The organism is Amycolatopsis sp. NPDC051903 (assembly GCF_044452505.1).
GTDB lineage: Bacteria > Actinomycetota > Actinomycetes > Mycobacteriales > Pseudonocardiaceae > Amycolatopsis.
Genome location: NZ_JBITBT010000021.1, coordinates 29,854 through 41,551 on the forward strand (window position 1 = coordinate 29,854; position 11,698 = coordinate 41,551).

Below are 11,698 nucleotides of genomic sequence, written 5' to 3' on the forward strand. Positions count from 1 at the left end.
CGCCGGACGGCGGTGATCACGTGACGACGGCCGTGGCCGTCACCGTTCCTCGGAGGCGAAGGCGTCGAACGTCGCCCGCAGCAGGTGGACGTGTTCGTCGATCAGCACCTCCCGGAGGCGCTGGGCCGCGACGGGAAGGTAGCGGCCGCGGACGCGGGCGATCCCGATCGTGCGTTCGGCGCCCGCATCCGCGAGATCGGTCTCCGGGGGACTCCACCGGCGCTCGGGTCCCGCGGCGGGCGGCAAGACCGCGACGCCGAGGCCGGCGCCCACCAACCCGCGCACGGTCGGGACATCGGCACCTTCGAACACGATCCTCGGCCGGACGTTCGCCTCGGTGCAGAGGTCGTCGGTGATCCGGCGCAGCCCGTAGCCGGTCTTGAGCGCGACGAAGGGCCGGTCCGCGACGTCACGCAGGCGAGCGGGACCCTTCCCCGGGGTGGTGTCCCCGGGCGGGGTCACCAGCACGAGCCGCTCCGTCCACAGTGGAGTCCACTCGACGTCCGGGCGGACCGGATCGGGTGACGTGAGACCGAGATCGACCTGCCCGCTCTCGAGCATCCCGACCACGTGCTCCGCTCCGCCCTGGGAGAGCAGGAACCGGACGCGGGGGAAGGTGGCGCGAAACTTCTGGACCAGCCCCGGGATCAAGGTCGGCCCGAGGCTCGGGACGAAGGCGAGCGCGACTTCTCCGCGTTCGGGGTCGGTCGCGTCCGCCACCGCGGTCCGGCCGGCGTCCAGCGAGCGCATCGCGTCTTCCACGTGCGTGCGGAACAACTCACCGTAGCGGTTGAGGCGGACGACCCGGCCTTGCCGGTCGAACAACGGGATCCCCAGCTCGTCCTCGACGCGCCCGATCGCTTTGCTCACCGCCGATTGCGACATGTGCCGAGCCTCCGCCGCCCGTCCGAAGTGGTCGGTGCGGGCGCACGCGAGGAAGACGTCCAGGTCGCGAAGCTCCATCGCCGCCTCATTCCTCAGAAGAATTGATCTAAGAAAATTCTTTCACTGGACGCAATGATAACCCGCTCCTAGCGTCTGAGGGCAGTTCCCGAACGACGATGTGCGGAGGCAGGAAGTCATGACACTGGCCCAGAACGAGCGGAGCGCCGCCGAGCTCGTCGAGCACTACTTCGACCAGCCGTGGAGCGACGGTCTGCCGGTCGTTCCGCCCACCCCCGAACTGGTCGAGCAGATGGTCGAGGCGTTGGGCGGCACCGGTTCGGTCGTCGAGGGACGGGTTCCGCCCCGCTGGGGCACGCTCACGCGCCAGGTTCTCGCGGTGAACATGGTTTTGGCCGGGTGCAAACCCGAGTACGCGCCGGTGGTGAAGGCGGCCGTGCACGCGATCTGCGAGCCGCGCTTCAACCTCAACGGCCTCCAGGCGACCACGCACGTGACCTCGCCACTGCTGGTGGTCAACGGCCCGATCCGCACCGAGATCGGCATGAACTCCGGAGGCAACGTCTTCGGTTCCGGCAACCGGGCCAACGCCACGATCGGCCGCGCGATCCGGCTCGTCATGCTGGCGGTCGGCGGGGGCATCCCGGGGGACCTCGACAAGAGCACGCTCGGGCACCCGGGCAAGTACACCTTCTGCATCGCGGAGAACGAGGAAGCGAGCCCGTGGGCGCCCTACCACGTCGAGCACGGCTACGCCCCCGAAGACAGCACGGTGTTCGCGATCGCCGCTGAGGCCCCGCACAGCGTGACCAACCACGTGTCGGACGACCCCGAGGGCATCCTCGACAGCATCGCCTCCGGCATGCGCACCATCGCGCACAACAACAGCGTGCTCGGCGGCAGCTGCACGATCGTGATCGGCCCGGAGCACGCCGAAACCATCAACAAGCACGGCTGGACGCGCCACGACGTGCGCAGCTACCTGTGGATGAACAGCGCCAACCGGTTCGGCGAAATCGCCCACGGCCACCGCTACGGCAAGGTCTACAACCGGAACCTGCCCAAGTGGTACCGCCGGGATCTCGAGTCGCCGATCCCGATCGTGGAAACGCCCGACGATCTGCACCTGTTCGTGGCCGGTGGTCTCGCCGGCCGCTTCTCGGCGGTCCTGCCCGGCTGGAGCCGGGCCACCGTGCCGGTCCTGCAGCCGATCGCGAGCACCCGGGGCGAGCTCCCGCAGGCGGCCGACGGGCCCGACTGCTCCGACGGCACCTGCCGCCTCTGATCCCCTTCACCACCCCGAACGGAGAACGACCGAAATGGACAGTTTCACCACCTTCGACCCCACCGGGACCGTCGAGGCGGCCGCGCAGCCGGCCGCGCCCCGCGTGAGCGCGACCAAGGGCGCCCGGCTGGCCGTGCTCAACAACACGAAGTGGAACGCCTCCAAGCTGCTCCGGCTTTCCGTGGCGGAGATGGAGGCACTCGGCGCGAAGTTCGACAGCGTGCGCTTCTACGACAAGCACCACTTCTCCTCCGACGCCGATCCGGCCTTGCTCGACCGGATCGCCGCCGAGAACGACATCGTGCTCACCGCCATCGGTGACTGTGGTTCGTGCACGTCTTCGTGCGTCAACGACGGCATCCAGATGGAGCTGCGGGGCCTTCCGGCCGCCGTGATCGTGACGACCGAGTTCGAGCGCGAGGCGACCCTGCAGAAGCGTGCTCACGGGATGGACGAGCTGCAGCCCGTCGTGATCACCCACCCCATTTCCTCCCTCGCCCCGGACCTGCTGAGCGGCCGGGCCCGCGAAGTCGCGCCCCAGGCCCTGTCGATCTGGGTCACCGGCGAGCGCCCGGCCGCCCGGGTCTGACACCGAAGGGGAGCCGAGATGCCAGAAGCAGTGGACGTGCTGATCGTCGGCGGTGGGCCGGCGGGGCTCACCGCGGCGATCTACACCGCGCGGGCCGCGCTGAACGTGGTCGTGCTGGAGGGCGAACCGTCGTCCACTTCGGACCAGCCCGGCGGCCAGCTGATGCTGACCACCGACGTGGAGAACTACCCCGGGTTCCCGCGCGGAGTGACGGGCCCGCAGCTGATCGCCGATCTGCGCGAGCAGGCGACGAAGTTCGGTGCTCGCCTCGTGCCGGGAAAGGCTGTCCGGCTGGGCCTGGCCCGGTCCCCGTTCCCGGTGGAAGTCAGCGGCGACGCCGGTGCGTTCCTCGCTCGATCCGTCATCGTCGCCACCGGTTCGCGGACCCGGATGCTCGGACTGCCGCGTGAGGACGAGCTCATCGGCCGCGGGGTGTCGACCTGCGCGACGTGCGACGGTTTCTTCTTCCGGGGGCACGACATCGCCGTCGTCGGCGGGGGAGACTCCGCGGTGGAGGAGGCGCTGTTCCTCTCGCGATTCGCCCGTACCGTCACGATCATCCACCGGCGGGACGAGCTGCGAGCCTCGAAGATCTTGCAAGAGAGGGCGGAACGCGAGCCCAAGATCACCGTGCGCTGGAACAGCGTCGTCGATTCGTTCGTCGGTGAAGATCGTCTCGAGGGCGTCCGGCTGCGCGACACCGCGGCCGGAGCCGACGCCGTGCTCCCGGTCACCGGCTTGTTCCTGGCGATCGGCCACCTGCCCAACACCGCGGTCTTCGGGCAGCAGCTGGCGCTCGACGATTCGGGCTGCGTGCGCACCGGTCGCGGCTCGGGGACGAGCGTCCCGGGCGTCTTCGCGTGTGGCGACGTGCAGGACCCGGTGTACCGGCAGGCGATCACGTCGGCCGGCAGCGGGTGCACGGCCGCGCTCGACGCCGAACGCTGGCTCGAGGAACACGCCCACGAGCGCAGCCTGGCGGGCGAGCCGGCCGTACTGACCCCGGAGAGTGTGCGATGACCACCCGGAGCCCCATCCGTCCCTGGGACCTCCTGTCGCTCGACGACGAGATCGGCGACGAAGACAAGGACATCCGCGACACCGTGCGGCGATTCTGCGACGACCGGGTGCGCCCCCACGTGGCGACCTGGTTCGAGCAAGCGCGGCTGCCGATTCGCGATCTCGCTCGCGAACTCGGAGTGCTGGGCATGCACCTGCACGGCTACGGGTGCGCGGGCACGAGCGCCACGGCGTACGGCCTGGCTTGCCACGAGCTGGAGGCGGCCGACTCCGGGATCCGCAGCCTGGTCTCGGTCCAAGGGTCGCTGGCCATGTTCGCCGTTCACCGCTTCGGTTCGGAAGACCACAAACGACAGTGGCTGCCCGAGCTGGCGACGGGGCGGGCCATCGGCTGCTTCGGGTTGACCGAGCCGGACCACGGCTCCGACCCCGCCGGCCTGCGCACCACCGCCAAGCGGGACGGTGCCGACTGGATCCTCAACGGCAGCAAGATGTGGATCACCAACGGGTCGGCCGCCGACGTCGCGGTGGTCTGGGCTCGGGCCGACGAGCGGATCCGGGGCTTCCTCGTTCCCACCGGCACCAAGGGGTTCAGCGCACCCGAGATCACGCGGAAGATGTCCTTGCGCGCCTCGGTCACCTCCCAGCTCGTGCTGGAGGACGTCCGGCTGCCCGCCGATGCCGTGCTGCCGGAGGCCGAGGGCCTGTCCGGGCCGCTGTCCTGCCTGAACGAGGCGCGGTACGGCATCGTGTTCGGGGCGCCCGGGGCGGCGCGCGAATGCCTGGAAACCGCCATCGATTACGCGATCGAGCGGCCGGTGTTCGGCCGGTCGCTGGCCGGGTTCCAGCTGACCCAGGCCAAGCTCGCCGACATGGCGGTCGAACTGGGCAAGGCCATGCTCCTCGCGCTCAGGCTCGGCCGGCTGAAGGACGCGGGCCGGATCAGCCCGCACCAGATCAGCGTCGGCAAGCTGAACAACGTCCGCGAGTCGATCGCCATCGCCCGCGAGTGCCGGACCGTTCTCGCCGCGAACGGGATCACCTTGGACTACCCCGTGATCCGCCACGCCGGCAACCTCGAATCCGTGCTGACCTACGAGGGCACCTCCGAGATCCACCAGCTCACCGTCGGTCAGGCCCTGACCGGGATCGGAGCGTTCAAGTGAGCGGCACCGGCGCGTTGCACGGCCTTCGCATCGCCGATTTCACCCGGGTCCTGTCGGGCCCGTACGCGACGATGCTGCTGGGCGATCTCGGCGCCGAAGTGATCAAGGTCGAGCGCCCGGGCTCGGGCGACGAGACCCGTTCGTGGGGGCCGCCGTGGTACGAGGGGCAGGCCACGTACTACCTCGGCGCGAACCGGAACAAGTCGGCGGACGGCATCGACCTCGGCACCGAGGCGGGCCGGGCGCGAGCGCGAGCCCTGATCGAACAGTCCGATGTGGTCGTGCAGAACTTCCGCCCGGGCACCATGGAACGCTTCGGGCTCGGCTACGAACAGCTGGCCGGCGCGCTGCCCGGACTCGTCTACTGCTCGATCAGCGGATTCGGGTCGGCGGGCGGAGCGGACCTGCCGGGCTACGACCTGATCGTCCAAGCCGCGGGCGGGCTCATGAGCATCACCGGACCCGACGACGCGACGCCGATCAAGACCGGCGTCGCCCTCGTCGACGTGATCTGCGGCCTTCACGCCGTCACCGGAATCCTCGCGGCGCTGCGGCACCGCGACGAAACGGGTTCGGGCCAGCACATCGAGGTGAACCTGTTCTCCTCGCTGCTGTCCGCGCTGGCCAACCAAGCGTCCGCCCACGTCGCGACCGGGCACGTCCCCCGGGCGCTGGGCAACCGGCATCCCAGCATCGCTCCGTACGAGACGATGAAAACGGCCGACCGGCCACTCGCCATCGCCGCCGCCAACGACAAACTCTTCGCGACACTGGCCCACTGCCTCGGCCGTCCCGATCTGGTCGGCGACGAGCGGTTCGCGACGAACCCCCTGCGGGTGACCAACCGGCACCAGCTCGTCGAGGAACTCGAAGCGACCCTGACCCGCGCACCGGCCGACCACTGGTTCGGCCTGCTCCGCGCGGCGGGGGTTCCCTGCAGCCCGATCAACGACCTGGAGCAGGCGTTCGAACTGGCGAGCGCGCTCGACCTGGACGCCGTCGTCCCGATCACGTGCCCCGACACCGGGACGACGTTCCCGCAAGTCGCCTGTCCGATCCGGCTGTCGAAAACCGCGGCGACCTACCGCCTCGTGCCGCCACCGCTGCCCACATAGCGGCGGAAAGCGCCCCAGCACGAAAAAGCCGAGGAACGTCAGCTCCACACCCCAGAACTGTCAACGTCGACACCGGGGAGCGCGCAGCGCAACCGAGTGTCCTTCCCCCAGGAGGACCGTCCATGACAAGCTCAGGTACCACGGTCGACCGGCCGGCGCGGCAACTCGTCGCCGGGGCGGCCGGTCATTTCGTCGAGTTCTTCGATTTCCTGATCTACTCGTACCTGGCGATCTACTTCGCCGGCCAGTTCTTCCCGTCTTCCTCCGGTTCCCAGCTGGTGCCGCTGCTGAGTGCGTTCGCGGTGTTCGCGGTCGGTTTCCTCGTCCGGCCGGTCGCCGGCCTCGTGATCGGCGTGTTCGCCGACCGCTACGGACGCCGGGCGGCCATGAGCGTCAGCGTGTGGATGATGGGCACGTCGAGCCTGTTGATCGCGATCACGCCCACGTACGCGCACATCGGCGTCGGCGCGCCGATCGTGCTCGTCGTCGCGCGCCTCCTCCAAGGTCTTTCGGCCGGCGGTGAGTACACGGCGGCGGCGGCCTTCCTCGTCGAATCCGCACCGGCCCACCGGCGGGCGTTGTTCTCGAGCTTCATGTTCGTGAGCTCGAGCGTCGGCAAGATGGTCGCGCTGGGCGTGGTCGCGTCGCTCGCCGGCGTTCTCGGCGACGAAGCGATGCGCAGCTACGGATGGCGCATCCCGTTCGCCCTCGGCGCGGTCGTCGCGATCGTCGCCTGGTGGATTCGGCACCGGTCGCAAGAAACGCTCGCTTCGGCGCCGGACGGCGACTCGCCGGCCAAACCCGGCCTGTTCGAAGCGCTCCGCCGGCACCCGGTGCCGAGCTTGCAGGTGGTGGGACTGGTCGCCGGAATCGGCGGGAGCGTGTACCTCTGGACGACCTACTTCCCGACGTACGCGGCCCTCGTGACCCACCTCGGTGCGTCGTCCTCGATGATCGCGAGCCTGATCGGCCTGGCCTGCTACACCGTCGCCGCCCCGGTGGTGGGCGTGCTCGCCGACCGGGTCGGCACGCGTCCGCTCCTCTACGCGTTCGCGATTTCGACCGCGGTCGGCACGGTGCCGCTGCTCCACTTGATGTCCGCGGGCTTCGCCGGAGCCCTCACCGCGCAGATCATCGGCCTCGTCTTCACCTCGTTCGGCACCTCGATCATGGCGGCCGTCCTCGTGCAGTTGTTCCCGCAACGCGTTCGCGTGGCCGGCACGGGATTCCCCTACGCGCTCTCGATCGCGATCTTCGGCGGCACGGTCTCGACGATCGGGACGGCACTGGTGAACGCCGGTGCCGAGAGCTGGTTCGGCTGGTACATCGCCGGTCTCTCGGTGATCACGCTGATCTCCACGATCAGCCTGCGCGGTCGTCGCCGGCGCGAAACACCCGGCGAACAGGGAGCTTCGGCCCAAGCCGAGCCGGCCGGCAGCACCCGAGCCGGAGAACGCGCCTGAGGCCGGGGCAGCCGCCCGGCCCCGGCCGGCGGGGCGGGCTCGGCGGGGCCGAAGGAGGGTGTGCGGCCGGCTCGGGGCCCCGCTCGTGCGGGTCTCCTCCCGATGCCGGGTCCGAAGTGGACAGCATGGTGGCAGCACTCGCACCGCGGCTGGTGTTGCTGGCACTGCTCGACGTGGACTGCAGCATCACCGAGGCGGCGCGCCGGCTGGGAATTCCGCAGCCCACGGCCAGCCGATGGCTTGCGCAGCTGGGCGCCGAGCTCGGCGCAGCGGTGACCGTGAAGATCGGCCGCCGGGTCCGGCTCACCGCGGCGGGTGAGCATCTCGTCCGCAGCGCCGTGTCCTGCGTTGCGGCTCTGCGCGACGGGTGCCGTCAGGTCGCCGGCGAACGCGATCCGCGGCGTGGCCGGGTGAGCTTCGCGTTCTTGAACACGATGGGACAACGGCGGGTTCCCGAGTTGCTGCGGGGGTTCCGCCTCAGGCATCCCGACGTGCGGTTCGTCCTGTCCCAGGGCTCCGGGGAAGAGGTTCTCGCCCAGGTGGAGTCGGGTGAGTGCGATCTCGCGCTCATGACCCGCCGGCCCGGCTGCTCGCAGCTCGAGCAGGTGGTCCTCGGCGAGCAACGGGTCGTCGCGGCGATCCCGGCGAGTCACCCGCTGGCGCGGCGGGCGCGGATCCGGATCGGCGAGCTGGCCGGCGAACGGTTCGTCGGGTTCAAGGAGAGTTTCGGCTTCCGGAAGTTCACCGACGACCTCTGCCGCGCGGCCGGGTTCACTCCCCGGCAGGCGTTCGCCGGGGAGGACGTCGAGACCGTGCGCCGGCTCGTCGCCGTCGGGCTCGGCGTCGCGCTGCTGCCCGCCGACGAGCAGCCGGTCCCGGACGGCGCCACGGAGATCCCGCTGGACCCCGGCGTCGTTCGGGAGATCGCCCTGGTGTGGCGGGCGGGAGGTGGGGACACCCCGGCGGTGAGTGCGTTCCGCGACCACGTCCTGAGCGCCTACGGTTCCGGGCCGTCATAACCCGCACCCCGCGTGGTTGACACCCATTTGCCTAACCGCTATCTATTGACCCTGTCGGCGGGGAGGGGTGTTCGTGCAGGACGTGGTGCTGGCGTTGCTCGCCAAGGAGCCGTCGCACGGGTACGACCTGCGCGGGCGGCTGGTGGCGGCGCTGGGGCCGTGGGGGGAGACGCTGAACGTGGGCCAGGTCTACGTGACGCTCACCCGGCTCGAGAAGGCGGGCCTGGTCGTGCAGGAGCGGGAGGACGAACCGGTGCGGGGGCCGCGGCGGAAGGTGTACGCGGTGACCGCGGCGGGGCAGGAGCGGGTGGCCGCGTGGATGGCCGAGGCAGCCGGGCCGAAGGGCGACGTGACGGAGTTCCACCTGAAGCTGGTGGCCGCGGCCGAGTCGGGGCTGGCGGATCCGGTCGCGCTCGTGGACGCGCGGCGGCGGGAGCTGATGCGCAGCCTCGCCGAGGTGCAGCGCGCCGTGCTCGCGCAGGACCAGGACTCGGAAGCCGGGCTGCTGCTGGAAGGCGTCGCGCTTCGGTGGCAGGCGGAGCTGCGGTGGCTGCGGGCGTGTGAGCGGACGTGGTCCGCCCGGACCGGGAGAGCGGAGAGCGTGGATGACGAGTGAACGTCGGCCGGTCAGGGGCCGGTCGAGGCCCGGCAGCGGGCCGGTGCTGCGAGCGGTCGGGTTGTCCCGCGCGTACGGACACGGCGAAAGCCTGGTGCGGGCCGTCGACGGGGTCGACCTCGACGTGCCGGCCGGCCAGCTGCTCGCCGTGACCGGGCCCAGCGGGTGCGGCAAGTCCACGTTGCTGCAGCTGTTCGGCGGTCTCGACCGGCCCACCGGCGGCGAGGTGTGGCTCGGCGGACGGCGCATCGACCGGCTCGGCGAGCGGGGGCTGGCCCGGCTTCGGCGCCGCGCCACCGGGTTCGTCTTCCAGTCCTTCCAGCTGATGGACGAGCTGACCGCGGCGGAGAACGTCGAGCTGCCCGCGCTGCTGTCCGGCGCCACGCCGCGCACCGCCCGCACCCGTGCGGCCGGGCTCCTCGAGCGGGTCGGGCTCGCCGGCCGGGCGCGGCACCTGCCCGGGGAACTGTCCGGCGGGCAACGGCAGCGGGTCGCGATCGCGCGTGCGCTGGTCAACGAACCCCTGGTGGTCCTCGCGGACGAGCCCACCGGGAACCTCGACAGCGCCGCGACCCACGACGTCCTGCGCCTGTTCGCCGAGCTGCGCGCAGCCGGCCAGACGCTCGTGCTGGTCACGCACGACGAACGCGTCGCCGCCACCGCGGACCGCGTCGTGTCCCTGCGCGACGGTGCGCTCGTCGACGACACCCGCCTCGGCGGCCAGGGCGACACCACGCCGCTCGGCGCGCTCCTGAGCTGGGAAGGCTGACGGCGTGGGGCGACTGCTCCTGATGTGGCGACTGGCGACACGAGACCTGCGCCGCCGTCCGGGCGAAGCCGTGATGTTCCTGTTCGCCGTCACCGTCGCGACCGCCGCCCTGACCCTGGGACTGGCGAGTGGCAGCGCCGTCGAGACGGGGTACCTCAAGACGCGCGAGGCCACCGCCGGTCCCGACATCACGGCCATCACGACGGCCGCGGACCCGTCGGACCTCGCCGCGCGCCTCGCGAACGCGCCCGGCGTGGCCGAGCGGGCCGACCCGGTGTTCGCGTTCGACACCACCGTGGCGGCGCACGGACGTACGGCGCGTTCGTCGGTCGAGGGGCGAGACAGCGCGCCGTCTACTGTGGACCGTCCACTGGTGACGTCCGGGACCTGGGTGCGGACCGGTGGTGCGGTCCTCGAACGCGGCTTCGCGGAGGCGCTGGGAGTGCGCGTCGGTGACCCGGTCACGATCAGCGGGCGCCGATATCCGGTCGTCGGGCTCGCGATCAGCGCGGCCACCCCGGTGTACCCGTGGAGCGACTGGGCCCAGGGAGCCGGACCGCACGACTACGGTGGCCGGATCTGGCTCACCACTGCCGATGCGCACGCGGCGGCGGGTGACGCGTCCACTGTGTACTTCGTCCAGGTGAAACTGACCGACCCTGCCGAGCCCCTCCGCTGGCGCGACACCGTGTTCACCCACGACCGCCGGGGCGACGCGTCGGTCGGCGTGCGGACCTGGCAGACCGTCCTGCAGACGGACACGAACCTGGTCAGGGACACCGAGCCCGACCTCGTCGTCGGCGGCTGGCTGCTCGCCGCGGCCGCGATCGTCACCCTCGCCGCGCTCGCCGCTGTCCGCGCCACGCGGGAAAACCGGCGAGCGGGGCTGCTCAAGGCGGTCGGCGCCGGGCCGCGCACGGTCGCCGCGGTGCTGCTGGCGCAGTACCTGCTGCTGACCGCCCTGGCCGCGGTGCTCGGCTTGACCGTCGGCACCCTGACCGCGCCCGCGCTGGCCGATCCCAGTGCCGGGCTGCTCGTCACCACGGGGCCGCCGTCCGCCGGAATCGTCGCGGCCGCGGTGTTCCTCGCCGTCGTGGTCGTCGCGGCCGGGACGCTCGGCCCCGTCGTGCGCGCCGCGCGCACCAGCACCGTGCACGCGCTCGCCGAACCGGTGCACCGGCCGCGGCTGACCGGGCTGACGGCGTACCTGCCCACTTCGCTCCTGGTCGGTGTCCGGTTGCTCGTCCGCCGCCCCGGCCGGGCGGTGCTGACCGCCATCGGCACGGCCACGATCAGCGTGACGGTCACCGCGCTGCTCGCCTACCGCGCGACTCCGGGACCGGCCAGTCCCGCCCTCACTGCGGTACAGGGAAGAGCCGATCAGGTGCTGGCGGGCGTCACCCTCGCGCTGGTGGCGCTGTCCGCGCTCAACACGGTGTTCGTCGGCTGGAGCACGGCGGTGCAGGCCCGGCGCGCCCTGGCGGTCACCCGCACCCTCGGCGCCACACCCGGCCAGGTCGTCGCAGCGTTGTGCACGGCGCAGCTCCTGCCCGCGGTGCCGGCCGTGGTGGTGGGGATGCCGGCGGGGATGGGGCTGTACTCGTTCTTCAACCCGAAGATGGTCGTGCCGCCGGGAACGTGGCTGCTGGCCGCCGGGCTCGGCATCCTGCTGGCGGCCGGAATCCTGACCGCCGTGCCCGCCTGGGTGCACACCCGCAAGCCTGCCGGGCGCGCCCTCGAACCGGCCTGAACC

General features: G+C 71.4%; 11 protein-coding genes. 10 read left to right on the forward strand and 1 reads right to left on the reverse strand.

Annotation, left to right across the window (positions count from 1 at the left end; genetic code table 11):
* Nucleotides 1-39 precede the first annotated feature (39 nt).
* On the reverse strand, nt 40-963 hold the full coding sequence (locus ACIA77_RS32925; protein ID WP_395889930.1) for a LysR family transcriptional regulator: 924 nt from the start codon (nt 961-963) through the stop codon (nt 40-42).
* Nucleotides 964-1,081: 118 nt separating this feature from the next.
* Between ACIA77_RS32925 and ACIA77_RS32930 the strand changes: the two genes are divergently transcribed.
* The 10 genes from ACIA77_RS32930 to ACIA77_RS32975 all read left to right on the forward strand — a co-directional run bounded on the left by ACIA77_RS32930 (nt 1,082) and on the right by ACIA77_RS32975 (nt 11,695).
* On the forward strand, nt 1,082-2,188 hold the full coding sequence (locus tag ACIA77_RS32930; RefSeq protein ID WP_395889931.1) for a hypothetical protein: 1,107 nt from the start codon (nt 1,082-1,084) through the stop codon (nt 2,186-2,188).
* A gap of 34 nt (nt 2,189-2,222) precedes the next feature.
* On the forward strand, nt 2,223-2,777 hold the full coding sequence (locus ACIA77_RS32935) for a UGSC family (seleno)protein (RefSeq protein ID WP_395889932.1): 555 nt from the start codon (nt 2,223-2,225) through the stop codon (nt 2,775-2,777).
* Between the two features lie 18 nt (nt 2,778-2,795).
* Entirely contained in the window at nt 2,796-3,797 is a 1,002-nt protein-coding gene (trxB, locus tag ACIA77_RS32940; protein ID WP_395889933.1) for a thioredoxin-disulfide reductase, read from the forward strand.
* On the forward strand, nt 3,794-4,963 hold the full coding sequence (locus ACIA77_RS32945) for an acyl-CoA dehydrogenase family protein (protein ID WP_395889934.1): 1,170 nt from the start codon (nt 3,794-3,796) through the stop codon (nt 4,961-4,963). The genes trxB and ACIA77_RS32945 overlap by 4 nt, the downstream gene beginning before the upstream one ends.
* Entirely contained in the window at nt 4,960-6,078 is a 1,119-nt protein-coding gene (locus tag ACIA77_RS32950; protein WP_395889935.1) for a CaiB/BaiF CoA transferase family protein, read from the forward strand. The genes ACIA77_RS32945 and ACIA77_RS32950 overlap by 4 nt, the downstream gene beginning before the upstream one ends.
* Nucleotides 6,079-6,200: 122 nt before the next feature.
* Entirely contained in the window at nt 6,201-7,541 is a 1,341-nt protein-coding gene (locus ACIA77_RS32955) for an MFS transporter (protein ID WP_395889936.1), read from the forward strand.
* Nucleotides 7,542-7,666: 125 nt separating this feature from the next.
* The gene (locus ACIA77_RS32960; RefSeq protein ID WP_395889937.1) at nt 7,667-8,560 is read left to right on the forward strand and encodes a LysR substrate-binding domain-containing protein; all 894 of its coding nucleotides are present in this window, start codon (nt 7,667-7,669) and stop codon (nt 8,558-8,560) included.
* A gap of 73 nt (nt 8,561-8,633) precedes the next feature.
* Complete coding sequence (locus tag ACIA77_RS32965; RefSeq protein ID WP_395889938.1) at nt 8,634-9,176, forward strand: PadR family transcriptional regulator; 543 nt, start codon at nt 8,634-8,636, stop codon at nt 9,174-9,176.
* A complete protein-coding gene (locus ACIA77_RS32970) occupies nt 9,166-9,945 on the forward strand; it encodes an ABC transporter ATP-binding protein (protein WP_395889939.1) in 780 nt (259 codons plus the stop codon). Before ACIA77_RS32965 ends, ACIA77_RS32970 begins: the two co-directional genes overlap by 11 nt.
* A 4-nt stretch (nt 9,946-9,949) precedes the next feature.
* The gene (locus ACIA77_RS32975; RefSeq protein ID WP_395889940.1) at nt 9,950-11,695 is read left to right on the forward strand and encodes an FtsX-like permease family protein; all 1,746 of its coding nucleotides are present in this window, start codon (nt 9,950-9,952) and stop codon (nt 11,693-11,695) included.
* The last annotated feature ends 3 nt before the right edge of the window (nt 11,696-11,698 follow it).

Excerpts from the sequence above, each read along its gene's own strand:
- ACIA77_RS32925 (WP_395889930.1), bottom strand. The coding sequence starts at position 963 with ATGGAGCTTCGCGACCTGGACGTCTTCCTCGCGTGCGCCCGCACCGAC.
- ACIA77_RS32930 (WP_395889931.1), top strand. The coding sequence starts at position 1,082 with ATGACACTGGCCCAGAACGAGCGGAGCGCCGCCGAGCTCGTCGAGCAC.
- ACIA77_RS32935 (WP_395889932.1), top strand. The coding sequence starts at position 2,223 with ATGGACAGTTTCACCACCTTCGACCCCACCGGGACCGTCGAGGCGGCC.
- trxB (WP_395889933.1), top strand. The coding sequence starts at position 2,796 with ATGCCAGAAGCAGTGGACGTGCTGATCGTCGGCGGTGGGCCGGCGGGG.
- ACIA77_RS32945 (WP_395889934.1), top strand. The coding sequence starts at position 3,794 with ATGACCACCCGGAGCCCCATCCGTCCCTGGGACCTCCTGTCGCTCGAC.
- ACIA77_RS32955 (WP_395889936.1), top strand. The coding sequence starts at position 6,201 with ATGACAAGCTCAGGTACCACGGTCGACCGGCCGGCGCGGCAACTCGTC.
- ACIA77_RS32960 (WP_395889937.1), top strand. The coding sequence starts at position 7,667 with ATGGTGGCAGCACTCGCACCGCGGCTGGTGTTGCTGGCACTGCTCGAC.
- ACIA77_RS32970 (WP_395889939.1), top strand. The coding sequence starts at position 9,166 with ATGACGAGTGAACGTCGGCCGGTCAGGGGCCGGTCGAGGCCCGGCAGC.